General features: G+C 27.8%; 19 protein-coding genes. All 19 read right to left on the bottom strand.

Features of this window, described 5'->3' with window-relative positions; genetic code table 11:
• Window positions 1–25: 25 nt before the first annotated feature.
• Window positions 26–829 (bottom strand): class I SAM-dependent methyltransferase, encoded by an 804-nt coding sequence (locus QZ321_RS00565; protein WP_291742585.1) that lies wholly within the window; start codon window positions 827–829, stop codon window positions 26–28.
• A gap of 135 nt (window positions 830–964) precedes the next feature.
• Complete coding sequence (locus QZ321_RS00560; protein WP_291749675.1) at window positions 965–5,311, bottom strand: PolC-type DNA polymerase III; 4,347 nt, start codon at window positions 5,309–5,311, stop codon at window positions 965–967.
• A 56-nt stretch (window positions 5,312–5,367) separates the two neighbouring features.
• The gene (locus QZ321_RS00555) at window positions 5,368–6,309 is read right to left on the bottom strand and encodes a ribonuclease Z (RefSeq protein WP_291749672.1); all 942 of its coding nucleotides are present in this window, start codon (window positions 6,307–6,309) and stop codon (window positions 5,368–5,370) included.
• 123 nt (window positions 6,310–6,432) lie between these two features.
• The gene (rsgA, locus tag QZ321_RS00550; protein ID WP_291749668.1) at window positions 6,433–7,518 is read right to left on the bottom strand and encodes a ribosome small subunit-dependent GTPase A; all 1,086 of its coding nucleotides are present in this window, start codon (window positions 7,516–7,518) and stop codon (window positions 6,433–6,435) included.
• Window positions 7,519–7,826: 308 nt separating this feature from the next.
• The gene (locus QZ321_RS00545) at window positions 7,827–8,387 is read right to left on the bottom strand and encodes a GNAT family N-acetyltransferase (RefSeq protein ID WP_291749665.1); all 561 of its coding nucleotides are present in this window, start codon (window positions 8,385–8,387) and stop codon (window positions 7,827–7,829) included.
• 37 nt (window positions 8,388–8,424) lie between these two features.
• A complete protein-coding gene (locus QZ321_RS00540; RefSeq protein ID WP_294195934.1) occupies window positions 8,425–8,586 on the bottom strand; it encodes a hypothetical protein in 162 nt (53 codons plus the stop codon).
• Between the two features lie 115 nt (window positions 8,587–8,701).
• The gene (gene fliB, locus QZ321_RS00535) at window positions 8,702–9,847 is read right to left on the bottom strand and encodes a flagellin lysine-N-methylase (protein WP_291749662.1); all 1,146 of its coding nucleotides are present in this window, start codon (window positions 9,845–9,847) and stop codon (window positions 8,702–8,704) included.
• A 161-nt stretch (window positions 9,848–10,008) separates the two neighbouring features.
• Window positions 10,009–11,259: a hemolysin family protein gene (locus QZ321_RS00530; RefSeq protein ID WP_291749658.1), complete on the bottom strand. Its 1,251-nt coding sequence runs from the start codon at window positions 11,257–11,259 to the stop codon at window positions 10,009–10,011.
• Between the two features lie 137 nt (window positions 11,260–11,396).
• Window positions 11,397–12,662, bottom strand: a complete 1,266-nt coding sequence (codA, locus tag QZ321_RS00525; protein WP_291749656.1) for a cytosine deaminase — start codon at window positions 12,660–12,662, stop codon at window positions 11,397–11,399.
• 12 nt (window positions 12,663–12,674) lie between these two features.
• The gene (gene codB / locus QZ321_RS00520; protein WP_291749697.1) at window positions 12,675–13,910 is read right to left on the bottom strand and encodes a cytosine permease; all 1,236 of its coding nucleotides are present in this window, start codon (window positions 13,908–13,910) and stop codon (window positions 12,675–12,677) included.
• 319 nt (window positions 13,911–14,229) lie between these two features.
• Entirely contained in the window at window positions 14,230–15,279 is a 1,050-nt protein-coding gene (gene ispG / locus QZ321_RS00515; RefSeq protein ID WP_294195927.1) for a flavodoxin-dependent (E)-4-hydroxy-3-methylbut-2-enyl-diphosphate synthase, read from the bottom strand.
• 10 nt (window positions 15,280–15,289) lie between these two features.
• On the bottom strand, window positions 15,290–16,309 hold the full coding sequence (gene rseP / locus QZ321_RS00510; protein ID WP_291749650.1) for an RIP metalloprotease RseP: 1,020 nt from the start codon (window positions 16,307–16,309) through the stop codon (window positions 15,290–15,292).
• 11 nt (window positions 16,310–16,320) lie between these two features.
• Complete coding sequence (gene dxr, locus QZ321_RS00505; RefSeq protein ID WP_291749647.1) at window positions 16,321–17,481, bottom strand: 1-deoxy-D-xylulose-5-phosphate reductoisomerase; 1,161 nt, start codon at window positions 17,479–17,481, stop codon at window positions 16,321–16,323.
• A gap of 9 nt (window positions 17,482–17,490) precedes the next feature.
• Window positions 17,491–18,471: an AI-2E family transporter gene (locus QZ321_RS00500; protein ID WP_291749644.1), complete on the bottom strand. Its 981-nt coding sequence runs from the start codon at window positions 18,469–18,471 to the stop codon at window positions 17,491–17,493.
• Window positions 18,472–18,678: 207 nt separating this feature from the next.
• The gene (locus QZ321_RS00495; protein ID WP_291743692.1) at window positions 18,679–19,473 is read right to left on the bottom strand and encodes a phosphatidate cytidylyltransferase; all 795 of its coding nucleotides are present in this window, start codon (window positions 19,471–19,473) and stop codon (window positions 18,679–18,681) included.
• Between the two features lie 19 nt (window positions 19,474–19,492).
• A complete protein-coding gene (locus tag QZ321_RS00490; RefSeq protein ID WP_291743694.1) occupies window positions 19,493–20,251 on the bottom strand; it encodes an isoprenyl transferase in 759 nt (252 codons plus the stop codon).
• A 98-nt stretch (window positions 20,252–20,349) separates the two neighbouring features.
• Window positions 20,350–20,907, bottom strand: a complete 558-nt coding sequence (gene frr / locus QZ321_RS00485; RefSeq protein WP_291743695.1) for a ribosome recycling factor — start codon at window positions 20,905–20,907, stop codon at window positions 20,350–20,352.
• Window positions 20,908–20,920: 13 nt separating this feature from the next.
• Window positions 20,921–21,631 carry a UMP kinase gene (gene pyrH, locus QZ321_RS00480; protein WP_291749640.1) on the bottom strand — a complete coding sequence of 237 codons (711 nt, stop codon included), beginning with the start codon at window positions 21,629–21,631 and terminating at the stop codon, window positions 20,921–20,923.
• A 69-nt stretch (window positions 21,632–21,700) separates the two neighbouring features.
• On the bottom strand, window positions 21,701–22,615 hold the full coding sequence (tsf, locus tag QZ321_RS00475; protein WP_294195921.1) for a translation elongation factor Ts: 915 nt from the start codon (window positions 22,613–22,615) through the stop codon (window positions 21,701–21,703).
• Between the last annotated feature and the right edge of the window lie 63 nt (window positions 22,616–22,678).

Below are 22,678 nucleotides of genomic sequence, written 5' to 3'. Positions count from 1 at the left end.
TCTAATGTCCCTTTTATTTTATATGTTAATTAATAGGTTTTTGTCCCTTTGCTATTACATTTAAAAATATTATTGTACACTTTTCTCTTTCAGTATTATCACTACAAATTCTCATAATTTTAGCTAATCTTGGATTTGTTCTGCCAATCATTCTAATTATCTCTGGAGGTACCTTATTATTTCCAAGAATATTTTTTATTCCAACTAAATCACTATGAATAGTTACTGCTTCAAAGTCTAACCTTTCAAATCCAGTATACTTTAATATTTTTATAAGTTTACGTCCAATTTCCCTATTCCAACTTGCTCTTTTTTCTATTTGTGTAATAACTCCCTTTCCACTTTTAAATAGCATATCAGGATCACTTACCCCATGCATTCCCCTATCTGAATCTATAATTGCAACTATACCTCCTGGTTTTAATAATCTATATATTTCTTTTGCTGCTTCAATAGGATTTTCTAAGTGTTGAAATACAAATCTACAAACTACAAAATCATAACTATTTTCTTTAAGCCCACTATCTTTTATTGAACCAAATTTAAAATCTAACCTTTTTCCTTCATATTTATTTAAACGTTCTTTAGATATATCAAATAATCTTTTATCAACTTCTAAAGCAGTTATAGAGCTATTTGGTAAATTCTCTAATAATAGTTCAGTATATACTCCTGTCCCTGAACCTACATCTAATATTCTCATTCCATTTTTAAGGCCTAACCATTTAAGTGTTCTAAACTCCTTTTCCCATCCTAACTTAGCTTGAGTTTCAAGTCTATTTACTTCATTATTTAATCCAACAATATTATAAATCGAATTATAACTCACATTAATCTCCTTTGAAACTTACTTATGTATATCCTATGTTATTTATATAATAATTGTTCGTATATTTAAATATTTTTAAAATTTGATTAATAAAAATGACTAATCATTAAATATTAGCCATTTTCATTAATTATTTTAAAATAATGATAATTGATTAGTTTCAGACATTCCTTCTAAACAACCATGATTACTTAAAGTTTCAATTACAGTTTTAGATACCTTTGATCTTAATCTTAAATCTTCTTTTGATATAAATTCACCATCTTTTCTAGCCTCTTCAATGGATTTAGCTGCATTTACTCCTACCCCTTGTAATGAACTTAAAGGCGGTCTTAGAGCATTATCTACTATTAAAAATTTAGTTGCATCCGATTTATATAAATCTACTTTAAGCATTTTAAATCCTCTTTTGTACATTTCAAATGCAAGTTCTAAAACAGTTATTAATCCCTTATCTTTTACAGTTGCTTGATTACCTAGTGCATATAATTCTTGAAGCTTTGCATGAACTGCAATTTCTCCCTTGCAAATTAAATCTGCATCAAAATCATCAGCACCTCTTACTGTAAAATATGTTGCATAATATGCAAGAGGATAATATACCTTATAATATGCAACTCTAACAGCCATCATAACATAAGCAACAGCATGACCTTTAGGGAACATATACTTTATTCTCTTACAACTTTCTATATACCAATCTTCAACTTTGTTTTCTTTCATTGTTTTTTCAAATTCTGGTGTTAATCCCTTACCTTTTCTTACACTTTCCATTATTGTAAATGCCGTTTTAGGCTCAACACCTTTATACATAAGATAAACCATAATGTCATCTCTTGTTGCAATACAATCTCTTAATGTAGTGTATCCTTCCTTAATAAAGTATTGAGCATTATTAAGCCAAACATCTGTACCATGAGAAAGACCTGAAATTCTAACTAAATCTGAAAATGTTTGTGGCTGTGTATCTACAAGCATTTGACGAACAAATTTTGTTCCAAACTCTGGCAAACCATAAGAACCAACTTCACATTCAAGTTCTTCTTTTGTTACACCTAAAGCTTCAGGTGATGTAAATAAAGACAGTACTTTTTTGTCATTAAGTGGTATAGTTTTTGGATCTAAACCAGTTATATCTTGTAACATTCTAAGCACTGTCGGATCGTCGTGACCTAGTATATCAAGCTTTAAAAGTCTTCCTGAAATAGAATGATAATCAAAATGTGTAGTCGTAACATCTGATGTGGAATCATCTGCTGGTCTTTGAATCGGAGTAAAATTATAAACATCTGTATAATTAGGTACAACCATAATTCCTCCTGGGTGCTGACCAGTTGTTCTCTTAATTCCTGTACATCCAATAGTTAATCTTTCGATTTCTGCTTGTGATGCAATTATTCCCTTTTGGTCTAAATATTTTTTTACAAATCCATAAGCTGTTTTTTCTGCAACTGTACCTATTGTTCCAGCTTTAAATACATATCCTTTTCCAAATAAAACTTCAGTATATTTATGAATATCACCTTGATTGTCTCCAGAAAAGTTTAAATCTATATCAGGTTCCTTATCTCCCTCAAATCCTAAAAAGGTTTCAAAAGGAATATCATGCCCATCCTTTATATAAGGCACTCCACAATCTGGACAATCTTTATCTTCTAAATCGGCCCCTGAACTTACAGAACCATCTAAAAAGAAATGAGATTTCTTACACTTAGGACATACGTAATGTGGTGGTAATCCATTAACCTCTGTTATGTCAGACATAGTTGCAACAAAAGAAGAACCAACTGATCCTCTTGATCCTACAAGATAGCCATCAGAATAAGATTTTGCAACTAACTTTTGTGCAATAAGATAAAGTACAGCATATCCGTTATTTATAATAGAATTTAATTCCTTATCTAATCTTTTTTGAACTACTTCTGGAAGATTATCACCATATATTGAGTGAACTTTATTCATTGTCATATTTCTAATATCATCATCTGCACCTTCAATTTTAGGCGGATAAGTTTCATCAGGAATAGGCTTTAAATTTTCTTCTACAGAATCTGATATTGCTTTAGGATTTTTAATAACTACTTCCCTTGCAATCTCATCTCCTAAGTAAGAAAATTCTTTTAACATCTCTTCTGTAGTTCTTAAATAAAGTGGAGGCTGATTATCTGCATCTCCAAATCCTTGACCTGCCATAATTATTCTTCTAAATGCCTCATCATATGGATCTAAAAAATGAACATCACAAGTTGCTACAGTAGGCTTATTAATTTCTTTTGCTAAATCATAAATTTTTTTATTAATACCTTTGAGTTCATCTTCGTCCTTTACAGAACCCTTTTCAATCATATAGGCATTATTTGCAATAGGTTGAATTTCCACATAATCATAAAAGCTCATTACCTCTTTTATTTCTTCATCACTTTTGCCACCAACTACAGACCTATAAATTTCTCCTGCTTCACAAGCACCTCCAATTATAAGTCCTTCTCTCATTTCCATAAGTCTAGATTTTTTTGTTCTGGGTCTTCTAAAGAAATTATCTATATGTGCTTCTGATACAAGCTTATATAAATTTCTAATTCCAACTTGTGTTTTTGCTAAAATTATTATGTGATAAGTTGGTAATTTTTTAATATCAACTTTTTCTAAAAAGACTTTATTTAATTCTCTTAATGTATTTATTTCTAATTCTTCTTTTATCTTTTTAAAACATTCAAGTAAAATATCAGCTGTTGCTTTAGCATCATCTACAGCTCTATGATGACTTTCAAGCTTAACTCCTAAATGCTTTGCAACAATGTTTAATTTTACAGACTTTAATTCTGGATATAAAAATCTACATAAAGGAACTGTATCTACTATTGTTGGTTCAAAGCTTAATCCTAAATCATTACAGTTTTTAGAAATAAAACTACAGTCAAATCCTGCATTATGTGCAACTACAATTGAATCACCAATAAACTCTAAAAATCTTGGTAAAATATCTTCTATAGATTGTGCATCACTTACCATATCATCATTAATTCCTGTAAGTTCAGTTATTTTATATGGTATTGGTCTTCTTGGATTTACAAATTCACTAAAGTTATCTACAATAGCTCCATTTTGAATCTTAACTGCACCTATTTCAATAATTTTGTCATTTTTAGATGAAAATCCTGTTGTTTCTAAATCAAATACAACATAACTATCCTCTAAACCTTGACCCTTTTCATTTAAAGCTAATGGTATACCATCATCTACTAAATATCCTTCTACTCCATAAATAACTTTTATCTTATTCTTTTTAGCTGCAATTTGCGCATCCGGAAATGCTTGAACTCCTCCATGATCTGTAATTGCTATGGCAGGATGCCCCCACCTTGCTGCTCTTTCTATTATTTTTGAAACTGGTGTAACTCCATCCATTGCACTCATTGTAGTATGACAATGTAATTCAACTCTCTTTTCTTCAGAGTTATCTAGCTTTTCAATCTTTTTCATTTTTAATATATCTCTACCCATTATGACTACTTCTCTTTGATAAGTGTCATATACCGCTTCACCTCTAACCTTACAATAAAGTCCCTTTTTAACATTATCAAGGACTTCATCTTTTTCTTGTGGCTTTAAGAAGCACTTAACAGTTATAGAACTAGTGTAGTCAGTTATATAGAATGTTAATATTATTTTACCAGTTTTAGTTTCCATAGTTTCTACTTTAAATACATCCCCTAAAACTGCAACATATCCAGATCTTTCATTTATTTCATTTATTGGAGTAGCTTCAATAGTAATATTTCTACCATATATAGCATTTTCAGCTTTTGGTTCTCTCTTATAAGCATTTTCTCTCTTTTCATAAGTTTTCTTTTCAACTGGCTTTTTCTCTATAGGCTTACTTATTCTACTTTGCTCTTTACTTACTTCTCTAACCCTAGCTTGCATAGCTTTATTTAATAGTTCTTTTTCTTCCTTTTCTCTTTCTTTATAATCTATTACTACTTCCATAGCAGGATCATATTTTATTTCAAACTTACAAGCTATTCCAAATATAGTTTTAACAGCATCTTCTAAGCTCTTTTCTCCACCCTTTGCTTTTAAATGTTCTGTTAATTTATCATAACCATTAAATACAAATATCTTATTTTCATTAACTTCTTTTTTGCAATTTAACAAAAGACTTTTACATAATGGTGTTTTTTTAATTGTTTCAGAAATACATTCTATCCAATGATTTTGTATTACTTCTTCTAATTTAATATCGGACGCATCTCTATAAAAAACTATTTCTACAGTAATTCTTATCATTAAAGTTTTACAAATAATTTTTTTAATTAATTCTTCTTCTTCAAGGGCTAAATTTTCTTTCCCTCTTAAAACAACCTTTAAAATCATACTTTTTCTTAGAAGTTGAAATTTTATTATTTTAATTTCCTTATCTTCTAAGCTCTCTTGTTTATTTATCTCAAGGGTTAGTTTTTTTATAATATCGTCACTCACTTTTTTACCCCCAATTTGTTAAAATTTTTAGCTATATAATTATAGCATAAATTTATTTAAGTAAAACTAAGACTCTTAATAAGTCTATCCTCACCAATTATAGTATTTACAAAAATATCTTTTGCATTATCTTCATATAATTTAGGGTTAATCATGGCTGGAGAAAAATGAGTTAATAGCAACTCCTTACAATTACCATTCCTTGCAAGTTTTGCAGCTTCTGCAAATGTCATATGCTTATTTTTAACAGCTTTTTCTATATCTTCATTATTTCCATATGTACCTTCGCAAATAAATAAATCACTTTCCTTTATAAATTCAATCATTTTGTCTTGAGGCCTGATATCTGTAATTAAACTTAATTTTATGCCCTTTCTCTCTTCCCCTAAAACCATTTCTTTTATATATTCCTTACCTTCATATATAATTATATCTTCATTTCCCTTTTGAAGTTTGCTCCATAAAATTTTGGGAACATTATTTTCTTCAGCTTTTTTTAATAAAAACTCTCTATCACGCTTAAAATAAAAACTATATCCTAAACATGGAGAGGAATGATCAAGCTTTATAAAATTTAATCTTATTTCCCCATTTTTAGATACTACTTTTAGATTTTCCTTACTTACATTTAAATTAACTTCTTTTGGATTTTCAATTATATTAATTTCAAATGGTAAATATTGTGCAATAACTCTTAATCCATTTACTGCTTCTGTTATTCCTTCTGGTCCAATTATTGTTAAGGGTTCTATTCTACCACTATTTCCTATAGTAGATAAAAGACCTGGAAGCCCAACAATATGGTCTCCATGACAATGAGTTATACAAATAACATCTATAGATTTAAATCCCCATCCAACTATTCTCATTGAAACTTGTGTTCCTTCTCCACAATCTATAAGAATCTTTCTTCCTTTAAAATTTAGAAGAGTGGAAGATAAATTTCTAAAGGGCATAGGCATTCCGCCTCCACAGCCTAATAAACATAAATCAACCATTACTATCACCAACTTTATATTTTATTTCTTATTATAATCATATTCTTTACTATAAATTTTTAAAAGCATATTGTAAATACAAAAAGAAATATCCTAAATAAAGGATACTTCTTTTTAATATTATTAATATCTTTTTTTATTTTTTTCCTTAATATATTTTTTAGCATTTTTCATTCCACCAACACTAGCGAACATATTGTTAATTTTTTCTTTTTCTAATTTTTTTGAATTTAAGTTAGCATACTTTAACTCTTTTTGAATCTTTCTATAACTTTCCAATCTTTTTTTATCTAACTTATTTTCTTCTATAGCTCTTTTTACTGCACATCCTGGTTCGCTTTCATGTTTACAATCAGAAAACTTACACATTAATGATAATTCTTCTATATCAGAAAAAGATTTATCAGTATCACCAGTAATAAGTTGTAATTCCCTCATACCCGGAGTATCTATAACTACACCTCCCTGCGGCAATACTAAAAGCTGTCTATATGTTGTAGTGTGTCTACCCTTATCATCATTTCTCAATCCATTAGTAAGAAGTATATCTTCCCCCATTAGCTTATTTATAAGAGTAGATTTTCCGATTCCTGATGAACCTATAAATGCTACTGTTTTATCATTTCCTATATAATTTTTAACCTTTTCATAACCTTCACCATTTATTGAGCTAGTTATTAAAACATCTATACCTATTGCTATATTTTCAACTTCTAATTGCTTTTCTAAAATATTATTACAAAGGTCAGACTTTGTTAATACTATTACTGGAGTAGCCATGCTATCCCATGCAACTGATATATATCTTTCTAACCTACGAATATTAAAATCATTATTAAGTGCCATACATATAAAAATAATATCTACATTAGCAGCTACCACTTGAATATCTCTTCTATTTCCAGCAACCTTTCTTTCAAACGCACTTTTTCTTCTTAAGACATGATGAATTATTACATTTCCATTTGAGTTATTTAATCTATCAACCATAACCCAATCACCAACAGCAGGAAAACTCTCTGTGCCTAGAGCTTCATGTTTAAACTTACCTGAAACCTCAGCTAAACATTCTCCTTCTTCAGTAATAACATTATATTTATCCTTATGCTGAACAGATATCCTTGCTAAATATAAATTTTCATCATACATAGAAGCTTCATTTTCAAATCTTTTATTTAATCCAACTTTATATAAATTTGTTTTATTCAATTTTATTCCTCCAAAATTCACTTTAAATTTAATTTTTAAATAAACCTTTAGTGAGGAGGTATTAGTTTTTCATTACATAGTTTGTAAGGTTATTTAATACCAACCTCACTATTTACTACTATATCCATTTTTAAGTTTATATTTTTCATCATAAAACATCACTCCTTATAAATTTTAACTTTAAATAATTTAAGGTATAGGAAATCTTATTCCTATACCTAGTTTATCATTGTTTATTGCTTATATCTATAATATTTTAAAATTTATACCCATATCTATTTCTATAAATTTTATTTCTCTTTGTGAGCTTAATTTTTCTTAATCCATTCTTCATATAATATTCCATAAAATAACTCATCATGCCATTCATCTTCAAAGCCTGTAAACTTTCTATTCTTTACAATATGCCCTTCTCTTCTCATTCCTAAGTTTTCCATAACACGATATGATCCATAATTTTCAGCATCACAAGTTGCATACAATCTATGTAACTTCAAACCTTCAAATGAAAATCTAACTAATTCTTTTCCTACTTCTGTCATATATCCTTGTTTCCAATAATTTTTATTAATTATCCATCCTAACATTCCTTCATATAATTCATTATTTAAATAAACACTGCATCCTCCTATTACTTTCCCAGTTTCCTTTAAGGTAATAGCAAAATTATATTTTGTACGTGGTTTTTCATCTATATTAGAAATACAATCATCTAAAAACTCAATTGTATCTTCTTCACTATTAGGTCCCCATATCATATATTTTATATTTTCTAAATTACTTGAATATGCATGTACATCTTTAAAATCTGCATGACTAAATTCCCTTAATATTAATCTTTTAGTTTCAATCCTCTTATAATTTTCCATATAATCCTCTCCTTAATGTACTGATTCCTATTAAAATTTATTTTTCATAAGTAATAATATGCTCAATTTCGTTTTTTATATTTTTTAATTTTTCTCTAAAAAATGTTGGATATGCTTTATATTGTTCTAATTTATTTATAAATAATAGCTGCTGCACGATATCTAAACCATTTATTTTCCCTAGCAAATCCACAATCATATTTCATTTACACATACCCCCTTTAATCTTATATATTAAATATTATAACAAATTTAAGCTAAGAAAAATGTGTTACTAAACAGTTAAATCTAATTTTAGTAACACATTTCATTATTTATATTTCTGATTCTAATAAATTTTTAAATACTTTATTATGCTCTATATCCTTGCTTAAGCTTTGTATAACTCTTAAAATTAAGTCTTCATTTACTCCTTTATTATTTAAAGCTATTCCAATTATATATGATTTTATTATCTTATAAGTATTAATTAATAAATTTATACTTAAATTCAAATTTTCTCCTTTATTAAATGGAAGTAAATCTTTAAATATTTGATTTACTAAATAGTTTTCTAAAATATAAGAATATTCATCTATTAATTTTAATATACTTTTTTCATCATTTATGTACTTTGCAATATCATCTATCTTTAAAATTTCTTTTTCATATTCTTTAATACATTCTTTTAATCTAACACTTCTTATATTTTTTACTAACTTTTCATCTAAAAGACTTAAATAAAATTCATTACTTTCATTTAAATTTAAAATTTTTAAAGAATCAAATTCAATATTTCCTTCATTATATTCTTCTAAAAGTTGCTCTATTGCTGCAAAATCTTTTTCATTATGATACTCATCAATTTTATTATAAAAACTCTTTAATATCCCTAATCTTTCTTCAATAGAAAATTTTCTATTTTGTATTATATTTATAGAATTTATTCTTATATCCCAAAAATATTGAAGTAAGCTATCACTTCCTTCAAAAGCTTCAGTATCAATTATTCTTCTTATTTCAATTGCACTTTCATCTAAATTTTCTTTACTTTCAATAAACTCCATTTTATCCTTATTTAAAAATGCTTTTATGCAAACCTCAGGACAAGATGCTAATCCTGATTTTTCATATATATCATCTACAATATTATATACCATTGGAAATCTTTTACATGTAATGCATAAGTTATCTTCTCCAACATTTCCATGTATATCACATAGTAAATCATCATTTAAAAATGGACATTTATTATGCTCCTTTAAAATCATAAATCCCTTATTAAAATAATCATTACTATTTTTATTTTCTTTAAACTTATCTTTTACTAAATCTTTAAGCTCCCCAGTGCAATTAATATATTTTTTATATGTATCTTCATCTATATTTATATCCCAACCTGCACAACAAGTATCTACACACTTTGAACCAATGCATTTAAAAGTTAACATATACTTTGGCATAAACATATTTACTTTCATTTTTTACTCCAATCATTATAGTAAGCACTATATAAATTTATTTCTTATATATAATACATCAAAACATAATTTTTTGTAAGCAAAAATAATTAAAAAAAATTCAAGCAAATATAATTGAAATCTTTATATCAATTATATTTGCTTGATAAAATTTAATTATATTATTCTTTTATAAGCTTTTCCACAATTATTTCTTTAACTCTTCTTCCTTCAATCTTAGAAATATATATATTTAAATTCTTATATAAAAAACTTTCTCCTATCTTTGGTAAATATCCAAACTCATTTACAATCCATCCATTAACAGTTTGAACTTCAAAATCATCTATTTCTTCCTTCATACTAAACTCTTCGAAAAAGTCAGCAAGAGAAACACTACATATAATAGAATATCTATTTTCATCTAACCTTTTAAAATATTCAACAATTTCATCATGCTCATCCCAAATCTCACCTACTAATTCCTCTAATACATCTTCTAATGTAATAATTCCCATAGTACCACCAAATTCATCTATAACTACAGCCATGTGATTTTTAAGATACTGAAACTTTTTTAAAAGCTCTGAAATTTTAGTATTTGAAGTTACGTACACTATTGGTTTTATAATACTATCAATAGTATCTTTATTTTCATCTAATATATCATAAAAGTCTTTTTCATGTATAACACCAATTATATTATCTATATTACTTTCATAAACAGGAATTCTAGAAAACTTATTTTCTTTAAATACTTTTCTTACCTCTTCTATTGTAGCTTCCTTAGGTATTGAAATTAAATCTACTCTAGCCGTTAATATTTGATCTGCATCTAAGTCGTTAAATTCTATTGCTGAGCGTATTAATTTACTTTCATGCTCATCAATTCCACCCTTTATCTCAGCTTCTTCTACAATAGTTAATAACTCCTCTTCCACTTCTATTGAAATTTCTTCAACCTTTATTACTTTAGAAATTATTCTTTTCCATAATCCAAACAAAAAATTAAGTGGAGTAAATAAAATTAATAATCCCTTTAATATTGGTGTAGAAAACATTGCAAATTTTTCAGGACTTTCTTTTGCTAAACTTTTAGGAGATATTTCTCCAAATATTAATACAACTATAGTCATAACAATTGTTGATAGTGTTACACCAGCATTTCCAAAAAATTCAGTAAAAACTATAGTTGCTATTGATGCTGAAGCTATATTTACAATATTATTTCCTATAAGTATAGTTGAAAGAATACTATCAAATTTTTTAGTAAGTTTTAATGTATTTTCTGCCCTCTTACTTCCGTTTACAGCTAAATTTTTTAATTTAATCTTATTTAAACTAGAAAAAGCTGTTTCAGTTGCTGAAAAATAAGCAGACATAATTATAAGAATAGCAATAACAACAATTAATATCGGGACATTATCATCCATTTAAATAATCACTCCATTTTTAATATTTTAGTTTATTACAAATATATGTTTAATAATTAAAAATATTATAAAAAATGGTTTTCCTAAATTTAAATATAAAAAAAATAGATGAGTTAAATAACTCATCTATTTTTATACTATCTTTTAAATGTTACTTCTTTTTCTTCATTTACATTTATAAATGATTTACTTGGCACTGTTTTAGCAATAATTCTTCCTTCCCTTATTGAGTATAAAACTTCTGCTCTTCTTCTAACAGCATCATAACCACTTTCAGCATTTAATAATATTAAATTACCCGGCTTGCCTACTTCTATTCCATATTTATCTTCAATGTTTAAAGTTCTTGCACTATTAGTTGATATAAACTTTAATGATTCATTTATATCGTCATAGCCCATCATTTGACATACATGTAATCCAAAATGAACTACTTCTAACATATTTCCTGTTCCCATTGGATACCATGGATCAAATATATCATCATGACCAAATGAAACATTAATTCCAGCTTCATTTAATTCCTTAACTCTTGTAATACCCCTTCTTTTAGGATATGTATCAAATCTTCCTTGCAAGTGAGTATTAACTAAAGGATTTGAAACAAAATTTATTCCTGACATCTTTAATAATCTAAATAACTTATATGTATATGCATCATTATATGAACCCATTGCTGTAGTATGACTTGCTGTTACCTTATTTTTAAGTCCAGTTTCTAAAGCCCTTGTAGCAACCACTTCTAAAAATCTTGATTGTTCATCATCAATTTCATCACAATGAACATCTACTAATACATCATATTTTTTAGCTAGTTCAAATATTTTGTTAATAGATTCTACACCATATTCTCTTGTAAATTCAAAGTGAGGTATAGCTCCAATTACATCTGCTCCTAATTTTATAGCTTCTTCTATTAGTTCTAATCCATTAGGATAAGAAAGTATTCCTTCTTGAGGAAAAGCTACAATTTGTAATGTAACATAATCTTTTACTTCTTCTCTTACTTCAATCATAGCTTTTAATGCAACTAAGCTTTCATCAGTAACATCTACATGTGTTCTTATAAATTGAATTCCATTTGCTAATTGCCATTCTATTGCTTTTTTAGCTCTAACTTTAACATCTTCTTTTGTTAAAAATTCTTTTCTTTGAGACCATCTTTCTATACCTTCAAAAAGAGTTCCACTTTTGTTCCATTCTGGTTCTCCTGCTGTTAAAGTAGTATCTAAATGTATATGTGGTTCTATAAATGGAGCAGAAACTAAAGCTCCATTTCCTTCTATAACTTCTTCATTATCTATTATTTTTAACCCTTTAGATATTTCCGTAAATTTTCCATCTACTATTCTTATATCAAATAATTCTTCTTTTCCTAAAAATCTTACATTTTTAATTAACATATTGTCCTCACCTTATTTATCAGTTATTTTTGTGCCTATTACATAAACTACCATAGTTGTTAATATCGCATTTACAGCTATAATTCCAACTGTTATAACATTTGCAACAATAAATCCTACTAAAAAAGCTATTATTGCAATCCAATTTACACTTTTAAACTCTGCCTTTTCAATATTATCATATTTTCTATCTTTTATAAAGAAATAATCAGCTATTATAATTCCACCAACTGGAGGTAACATTGAATTTAAAAAAGTTAAAAAGGCTGTAAAATTATTATTTAACCATATTGCGCCAATTGTTCCAATAAGCCCTCCTATAACTACCATTTGCTTTTTAGGTAGCTTAGTTATATTTGATAATCCAAGGCCTGCTGTATAAATTGCATTATCATTTGTTGTCCAAATATTTAAACCTAAAACTAATATTGCTGGTATTACTAATCCTTGCGAAAACATAACATCTGCTATATCAGAATTTCCTGTAACCATTGCACCAACTGCTCCAAATAAAAACATTAAAGAATTTCCTATAAAGAACGCTACTACAGTTGTTCCTACTGCTACTTTTTTGTTTTTTGAGAATCTAGCAAAGTCTGGAGTTGCTGTTCCTCCACTTATAAATGAACCAACACATAAAGTTACTGCTGTTACTAATGCCATTTTGCTAGTTGGCTGTATATTTATTAATCCTTGAACTCCACCAACAGAGTTAGTTGCAATTAATACTGATGAACTACCTAATATTGCAATTGCAGGTACTGCTATTGCACTTAATATTGTTAAAGACTTCATTCCAAAATAAGCTGTTGCTGTCATTAATAATCCTGTTATTGCCACTAATATATATAAATTTATATTAAATCTATTAGCTACTGGTATTGCAAACATAGCTATTCCAACGCCAAACCATCCTATTTGTGTAATACTAGTTACAAAAGATGCAAGGTATGAGCCCTTTTCACCAAAAGAATATCTAGCAAGTAAATGCATTGAAAGCCCTGTATCTGCCCCTATGTATGCTAGCAATCCTGTATAACAAGCTAAAATTAAATTTCCTAAAAAAACTGCTATAAAAAACTCTTTTAATGATAAGCCTGTCCCTAAATTTCCTCCAGTTAACATACTAGCTGAAAAAAATGTAAATCCAAGCATAACAACAAACATTGAAAAAAGACCCTTTTTATCTTTACTATGTACATGGGTTAAGGCATAATCATGATCCTCATTAATAAGCTTTTCATTCATTTCTAAATTTACTTCCATTTTTAAATCTCCTTAAACATAAATTTAAAAACCAGCACCTAAATAAAAAAACGACCTTTCTATATTAAAGAAAGGTCGTTACTACTTAAAATTAGATTCTATTAATAATATAGTATCTAAAACTTTACCTGTCGTACAATTTCCGACCTTTTTAATCTCTCTGGATTAATTTTAAAGGACTAGTTTTCTTGAAGTCATTATATACTTATTTATCTTAAAAAGTCAACATATTTTTAAGCTTTAAAAAAATATCTCTAAAAACAACCTAATCATTAGATTATCATTAGAGATATTTATATTTCTATAAATTTTCTATTTCTTTCATTAATTCATCAATAAGGTTTTCTTCCTTAACCTTTTTAATTATTTCACCTTTTTTAAAGATTAATCCTTCACCTCTTCCACCTGCAATACCAATATCTGCTTCTCTTGCTTCTCCAGGACCATTTACAATACATCCCATTACTGCAACTTTAATATTTTTATTACAGTTTTCAAGTCTTTTTTCAACTTCTTCAGCAATCTTTATAAGATTAATTTGCGTTCTTCCACAAGTTGGGCAAGATACAAATGTCATGCCTTGCTTTCTTAAGCCTAAAGAAATTAACATTTCTTTAGCAACCTTAATTTCTTCTATAGGATCACTTGTTAATGATACTCTTATGGTATCTCCTATTCCTTCTGCTAATAAAGTCCCTATTCCAAGCGTAGATTTTATAGTTCCTCTAAATACAGTTCCTGATTCTGTAACCCCTAAATGAAGTGGATAATCACACTTAGTGCTCATTAATCTATAAGCTTCTATCATCATAGGCACGTTAGACGACTTAATTGAAATAACTATATCATGAAAATCTAGTTCTTCTAGGATTTTAACATGTCTTAATGCTGATTCAACAAGTCCTTTAGCAGTTGGCTTACCATCTCTTTCTAATATATCCTTTTCTAATGAACCAGAATTAACTCCTATTCTTATTGGAATATTCTTAGCTTTGCACGCTTCTGTAACAGCTTTTACCCTCTCTACACTTCCAATATTCCCTGGGTTAATTCTAATTGCACTAATTCCATTTTCAATACACTTAAGCGCTAATCTATAATCAAAATGTATATCTGCAACTACAGGTATTGGAGATCCTAAACAAATCTCTTTTATAGCTTCAGCTGCCTTCATATCAGGTACAGCACATCTTATTATTTCACATCCAGCTATATGAAGAACTCTGATTTGATCTAATGTAGCTTCTACATTTCTTGTATCTGTATTTGTCATAGATTGGATAGAAACTGATGAATCTCCACCAACATAAACACTTCCAACCTTAACTTTTCTAGTAAGTTTTCTTTCCATTTTTCCACTCCTATAAACTAATAGGGAATAATATATCTTTTAATGTTACTATTATCATAAATCCTATTAATACGATAAATCCTACATAATTCAATGCTCCAACTACTTTGTCTGGAACCTTTCTTCTAGTTATAAGTTCAATTAATAAAATAACTGTCCATCCACCATCTAAGGCTGGGAAAGGTAATAAATTAAACACTGCTAAATTAATGCTAAGGAATCCTAAAAAATATGTTAATGATAATAAACCACTTTTAGCAACTTGTGTTGACATTTTTATTATTGTAACAGGACCACCAACATCAGTTTTAAAGTTTACTTTTCCTGTAACCATCATTACTAAACTTTTATAAGTTTGAGTTACTAATGAAATAGTTTCATTGAAGGATTCTTTGATTGATTGAATTATACTTGGATTTTCAACAGGTGTATAATAAAATCCTATTTGATATATTTGACTCCCATTTTCTTCAACTAATCTTGGGGTAACAGTAATATTTTTTTTATTTCCATTTCTATTTACTAATAAATCTACTGACTCCCCTTTTGCCATTTGAATTCCAAGAGAAACATCTGTAGTAGTAAATACTTTTGAACCATCTATGCTTAATATCCTATCTCCAACTTCTAATCCAGATTCTATAGCAGGAGAATTATCGGCCAGTTTGCTTATTATTGGTTCTGCATACCCCCTATTACTAATTATAATTGCAAATGCAATTATTGCAAATATAACATTCATCGTAACACCAGCTATTATGACACTAATTCTTCTTATTGGAGATTTACTTGAAAAGCTCCTCTCATCATCGCTAGCTTCTTCTTCACCAAGCATTTTTACATATCCACCAATAGGAAATAACCTTAATGAATATTGAGTTTCTTTACCCTGCTTAGAAAAAATTTCTGGTCCCATACCAATTGAAAACTCTTCTACCTTTATTCCATTAACCTTAGCCATAATAAAATGTCCTAATTCATGAACAATTATTAATAAGCTAAAACCTAATATTGCCATTATTATATACAATTACATCACCCCTAACTCCACTTCATTTTAATATATTCTCTAACTTTTTTATCTAAATTTATAATATTATCTAAAGTTAGTTCATCATAATAATTTTCTTTAAACTCTTGCATACACTCTTCTATTATTTCTGCCACTTGTAAAAATCTTATTTTTTCTTTTAATAAAAGTGCTACTGCCTCTTCATTTGCACCATTTAATATAGTAGGTGCTAATCCTCCAATTTTACCAGCTTCATATGCAAATTTTAAACATTTAAATGTTTCTAAATCAGGTTTTTCAAAAGTTAATGCTCCTAACTCATAAAAATTAACTGGATTTGCTATCATTTCTTTTCTTTCTGGATAATTTAATGCATACTGAATAGGCAATCTCATATCTGGTGATCCTAATTGAGCAATAACACTAGCATCTTTGTATTCAACCATAGAGTGAATTATACTTTGTGGATGAACTATAACTTCAATATTATCATAGTCACAATCAAATAAGAAATGAGCTTCTATAACTTCTAACCCTTTATTCATTAATGTTGCTGAATCTATGGAAATTTTTTGTCCCATATTCCATTTAGGATGTTTAAGCGCCTCCTTAACTGTTACATCTTTTAAATCATTCATAGTTTTTCCTCTAAATGGTCCTCCAGATGCAGTTAATAATATTTTTTTAATATCTTTATTTTTATATCCACTTAAGCTTTGGAATATAGCACTATGTTCAGAATCTACAGGTAATATTTTTACATTGTTCTCTTTTGCTTTATTCATAACAAGCTCACCAGCAACAACTAATGTTTCCTTATTTGCTAAAGCTATATCCTTTTTTGCTTCTATTGCTGCCATTGTTGGTTTTAATCCTATCATACCAACTACAGAAGTTACAACAGTATCAATTTCTTCTAAACTTGCAATTTTAATTAATCCTTCCATACCATCAAAAACTTGTATATTAGGATATTTATCATTACAAAATCCCCTTATAATTTTAGCTGAATCCTTATCCATCATAGCTACGTATTTTGGGTTAAATTCAATTATTATTTCTTTAATCTTATTAACTGATGAATTAGCACTAACTCCAATAAGATTAATTTTTTCACTTGAGTTTCTTATTACATCTAGAGTTTGAGTTCCTATAGAACCCGTTGCCCCTAAAATTGAAATATTTTTCATTAATACCTCCTAAAATGTTCCTTCATATATTATATCTTTTGCAATTAAACAGTATATAGGCCCTACTAATAATCCTATTATCCCAAATATTTCTGCACCTATATACATTGAAAGCATTACTACTAATGGATGAATATCTAATTTAGAACTAAGAAACTTAAGTTCTAATATTTCTCTTACTATTTGTAATAATAAATATAAAGCTATTAACCCAATTACTAGCAAGTATTCTTTCATTATTATATTGTATATTATAATTGGAATAAATACAATTATAGTTCCTACATATGGTAATATATCTAATATACCACACACAACTCCTAAAAATATAGAACTAGGAACTCTCAATATCTTAAATCCTATAATAGTAATAACAATACATATAATTACCAATTTTAATTCAATTTTTACTACTTCTCTCAAATTATTCTTTTTTACTCTTATAGTATCTACAATATCATAAGGTAATAAACAATTTAATAATTTTAAAATTAATTTTTTATCCACTAAAATAAAATATACACAAATATTTGCAATTGTATAAGATAAAATGCTTTGCCCAGTTATTGCAAGCCCACTTTTAAAAGTTAAAGAAGTTAAACTATGTGAATTATTAGTTAAAAGCTTTTTTATATCAATATTAAAAACCTTACTAATATTATCTATAAAATCTTTTATTTTATCTATATGTTCAAAATAAAAACTCTTTATTAAATCTATTATAGAATTTCCAAAATAAAATATAAAACAAAATAACAATATATTTATTATTAAAATAGTTAATGTTCCTGCAATTTCTTTTTTATTTATTAGTTTTTTTATAATATCATATACGGGAGTTGATGCAATTATTAAAACTAAAATTGTCATGAAAGGTTTAAAGTAATTTTTTATTACAAATGTTATAACTACAAATACTAAAAGTAAAACTAATAAATCTAATAATGTTTGATATTGATAGTGTTTTTTATATCCATTATATAACCTCATTTTTCCTCCTTTTTGATAAATTTAGCAATATATACATTATTAAATTTATTAAAATATATTTTAATTTAGAATATATTTTAATTATAAAAGTAATAAAATAATCTTTACTAAAATAGCAATTATTATTAATAGATACCTCTATATAATAAAAAAAGTTGTATAATATTAAATTAAAAAAATTTCAATATTATACAACTCTTAATTTTATTAAATTCCTACTATAAATGTTAAATAATAAAAAACAACTACTGCATTAAATAAAATTGAATCAAATCTATCTAATATTCCCCCATGACCTGGAATAAGATTGCTGTAATCTTTTAAACCAACATATCTCTTAATAGACGACGCAACTAAGTCTCCAAATTGACCCATTATTCCACATAAGGCTCCTATTAAAAAGAAGTGAATTATATTTACTTCTGGAACATATGAATTAACTATTATTCCAAATATTCCGCATCCAATAGTAGCACCTAAGAATCCACCAATTGATCCTTCTATTGTCTTTTTAGGACTTACCTTAGGACAAAGTTTATGTTTACCAAAAAATCTACCAAAATAATAAGCTACTGTATCAGAAAGCCATGATCCAATAAATATTAACCATACTAAAAATTGACCACCAACTTTTTGATTAACTAAAGGAATAAAGCTAAATAATATCACTACATAGATAAACCCTAAAAAAGTTATAGCTACATCTACAAAAGAATATTTTAAATCAATTATTGGTATTATTAATGCAATTACCATAGATATAATTAAAACATACATCATTTTTTCAAAATCGTTATTAAGAACATAATAAATAATCAACAATAAATATCCAATTATCGGAATGCTTTTAATTTCCTTTGTTTTTAAAGCGTTATAAAATTCGTATAACCCAAATACTGATATTGCTATAGTAAATAATTTTAATGGTAAACCACCTAAAAGTACAAAAATTAATAATGGAGCAAGTACAACTGCCCCCAAATACCTACTATTTAATTTCACTCATTTAACCTCCCCTAAATTAAACTCCACCATATCTTCTATTTCTACTTTGATAATCGTAAATTGCTTGTTGTAAATCTTTTTCACTAAAATCAGGCCAATTTACATTTGAATACCAAAACTCTGAATATGCACATTGCCATAATAAGAAATTACTTATTCTTTGTTCACCTGATGGCCTTATTATTAAATCTGGATCTGGACAATTATTTGTATATAAATAATTTGAAAATCTTTCTTTTGTAATATCTCCTTTATTTATTTTACCATTTTCAATATCAGTAACTATATTTTTTACAGCTCTTACTATTTCATCTCTTCCTCCATAGTTAAAAGCAACATTTAATACTAATCCAGTATTATTTTTTGTTAATTCTATGGAATCTTCAATTTCTTTTCTACATTCATCTTGAAGTTCACTTATATCACCTAAAACTCGTAATACAACTCCATTTTTATGTAGTTCACTAACTTCGCTTTTTAAATATTGAACTAATAATTTCATTAAAGCATTAACTTCATCTTTTGGTCTTTTCCAATTCTCAGTTGAAAATGCATATAAAGTAATAAATTTTATTCCTAATCTATCAGCTTCCTTAACTATTTTTCTAATAGTTTCTACTCCTGCTTTATGTCCCATGGTTCTTGGCATATTTCTTTGCTTTGCCCATCTTCCATTTCCATCCATGATTATTGCTACATGTTTAGGAATATTTTTTTCATCTAATTCTAAATTCAATTCTTCATTAATTTTACTACTTTTAAAAAAATTAAACATTTCCCTATCTTACCTCCAATTCACCTAATATAAAACCCATATCCTAAAACTTTTCTTTTTTTAATTAATTAAGAAAAAAACCTGCTAAATAGCAGGTTTTAAATTGACATAATTTCTTTTTCCTTAGCTACAACAAGTGAATCTATTTCTTTAACAAATTGATCTGTTTTCTTTTGAACAGCTTCTTCACCTTTTTTAACTTCATCTTCTGAAATATGTCCATCCTTTTTTAATGCTTTAATCTTTTCATTAGCATCTCTTCTTATAGATCTAATTGCTACTTTGGCATCTTCACCTAACTTTTTAACATTTTTAACAAGATTTTTTCTTGTTTCTTCTGTTAATTCAGGAACTAATAATCTAATTATAGATCCATCATTAGAAGGGTTAATTCCTAAGTCAGATTTTAAAATTGCTTTTTCAATATCTTTTAATAATGACTTATCCCAAGGAGTTATAACTAACATTCTTGGTTCTGGAGCAGATATATTACCAACTTGTTCAATTGGACATAATCCACCATATGCTTCTACTTGTATTCTATCAAGCATCTTTGGATTAGCTCTACCAGCTTTTAATGTTGTTAAATCTGAAGTTAAAACAGAAATTGTTTTTTGCATTTTCGTTTCTGCTGTACCTAATAATTCTTTTATCATATAATCCTCCCTATTATTTAGATACTATTGTACCTATTTTTTCTCCTTCTATTACCTTTTTGATATTTCCTTCTTCACTAATACCAAAAACTAATATTGGAATATTATTATCCATACATAATGTAGTAGCGGTTGTATCCATTACTTGTAATCCTTGTTCAATAACTTCCATATATGTTAGTTTATCATATTTTTTAGCATCTGCAAACTTATTTGGGTCTTTATCATAAACACCATCAACATTTTTAGCAAGTAAGATAACATCTGCTTCAATTTCAGCTGCTCTTAATGCTGCTGCAGTATCAGTTGAGAAATATGGATTTCCTGAACCTGCTCCAAAAATTACAACTCTTCCTTTTTCTAAATGTCTAACAGCTCTTCTTCTTATAAAAGGCTCTGCTATTTCTTTCATTTCTATAGCAGTTTGTACTCTTGTTTTAACTCCTATACCTTCTAAAGCATCTTGAAGTGCTAATGCATTTATACAAGTAGCTAACATGCCCATATGATCTGCTGTAGTTCTGTCCATACCTTCCCCAGTTCTACCTCTCCATATGTTTCCGCCACCTACAACTAAACCTACTTCAACATTCATATCTACTAGAGTTTTAACTTCTCTTGCAATTCTTCCAACTACATCAAAATCAAATCCAAATCCATTTGTTCCTGATAAGGCTTCACCTGATATTTTTAACATTACTCTCTTATATTCAATATTTGCCATTGTAATCCCTCCTGGTATATATGTAGTATTTTCTTTAAAAAAAGAGAACACTAAAGTGTTCTCTTAATATTACATACCCATAGTCTTAGCAACTTCTGCAGCGAAGTCTTCTTCAACTTTTTCGATACCTTCTCCTCTTTCGAATCTAGCGTATCTTGTAACAGTTATTGGAGAACCAACTTCTTTAGATTTTTCTTCTAAGAATTTAGATATTGACTTATCTCCATCTTTAACCCATGCTTGATCTAAAAGACAAACTTCTTTGTAGTACTTTTGAATTCTTCCCATTACCATTTTTTCAACGATATTTTCTGGTTTTCCTTCATTTAATGCTTGAACTCTGTAGATTTCTTTTTCTTTTTCTAAAGCTTCGTTATCTACTTGCTCTCTGCTTAAGAATAAAGGATTTGCAGCAGCAACTTGCATACAAACTTCTTTAGCAACTTCTTCTAATACAGCTATGTCTGTAGATTCACTAGCAACTTCAACCATAACTCCAATTCTCCCGCCACCGTGGATATAGCTAGCAATAGCTCCGTTTTCTATGTTGAATTTAACAAATCTTCTTACTGTCATGTTTTCGCCTAATTTTGCGATTAAAGCTGTTAAAGCTTCAGTTACAGTAGATTCACCATCAAATTTTTCAGCAACTAATTCTTCAACAGTTGTAGCTGAAGTGTTAGCAGCCATTTCTGCAACCTTTGTTGCAAATGAAACGAATTCTTCATTAGCAGCAACGAAGTCAGTTTCACAGTTAACTTCTACCATAGCAGCAGTTTTCTTATCAGCTGAAACGAAAGTCTTAACTATACCTTCAGCAGCAACTCTTCCTGCTTTTTTAGCAGCAGCAGCTAATCCCTTTTCTCTTAAAAATTCAACAGCTTTTTCTATGTTTCCTTCTGTTTCAACTAATGCCTTTTTGCAGTCCATCATTCCTGCACCAGTCATTTCTCTTAATTCTTTAACTGATTTAGCAGTTATCATTATTAAATTCCTCCTTAACATTAAATGTAAACCATATTTTAGGTTAAAAGGTAAATGAAGTTT

This window comes from uncultured Clostridium sp., assembly GCF_910588715.1.
GTDB lineage: Bacteria > Bacillota > Clostridia > Clostridiales > Clostridiaceae > Clostridium.
Note: the sequence above shows the minus strand (reverse complement) of the source record. Positions and strands in the feature narration are given on the sequence as shown.

What these genes read in the sequence shown, in the direction of transcription:
- QZ321_RS00555 (WP_291749672.1), bottom strand. Translation starts at nt 6,309, where the DNA reads ATGGTTGATTTATGTTTATTAGGCTGTGGAGGCGGAATGCCTATGCCC.
- QZ321_RS00545 (WP_291749665.1), bottom strand. Translation starts at nt 8,387, where the DNA reads ATGGAAAATTATAAGAGGATTGAAACTAAAAGATTAATATTAAGGGAA.
- QZ321_RS00540 (WP_294195934.1), bottom strand. Translation starts at nt 8,586, where the DNA reads ATGATTGTGGATTTGCTAGGGAAAATAAATGGTTTAGATATCGTGCAG.
- fliB (WP_291749662.1), bottom strand. Translation starts at nt 9,847, where the DNA reads ATGAAAGTAAATATGTTTATGCCAAAGTATATGTTAACTTTTAAATGC.
- QZ321_RS00530 (WP_291749658.1), bottom strand. Translation starts at nt 11,259, where the DNA reads ATGGATGATAATGTCCCGATATTAATTGTTGTTATTGCTATTCTTATA.
- codA (WP_291749656.1), bottom strand. Translation starts at nt 12,662, where the DNA reads ATGTTAATTAAAAATGTAAGATTTTTAGGAAAAGAAGAATTATTTGAT.
- codB (WP_291749697.1), bottom strand. Translation starts at nt 13,910, where the DNA reads ATGAATGAAAAGCTTATTAATGAGGATCATGATTATGCCTTAACCCAT.
- ispG (WP_294195927.1), bottom strand. Translation starts at nt 15,279, where the DNA reads ATGGAAAGAAAACTTACTAGAAAAGTTAAGGTTGGAAGTGTTTATGTT.
- dxr (WP_291749647.1), bottom strand. Translation starts at nt 17,481, where the DNA reads ATGAAAAATATTTCAATTTTAGGGGCAACGGGTTCTATAGGAACTCAA.
- QZ321_RS00500 (WP_291749644.1), bottom strand. Translation starts at nt 18,471, where the DNA reads ATGAGGTTATATAATGGATATAAAAAACACTATCAATATCAAACATTA.
- QZ321_RS00490 (WP_291743694.1), bottom strand. Translation starts at nt 20,251, where the DNA reads ATGTTTAATTTTTTTAAAAGTAGTAAAATTAATGAAGAATTGAATTTA.
- frr (WP_291743695.1), bottom strand. Translation starts at nt 20,907, where the DNA reads ATGATAAAAGAATTATTAGGTACAGCAGAAACGAAAATGCAAAAAACA.
- pyrH (WP_291749640.1), bottom strand. Translation starts at nt 21,631, where the DNA reads ATGGCAAATATTGAATATAAGAGAGTAATGTTAAAAATATCAGGTGAA.
- tsf (WP_294195921.1), bottom strand. Translation starts at nt 22,615, where the DNA reads ATGATAACTGCTAAATCAGTTAAAGAATTAAGAGAAATGACTGGTGCA.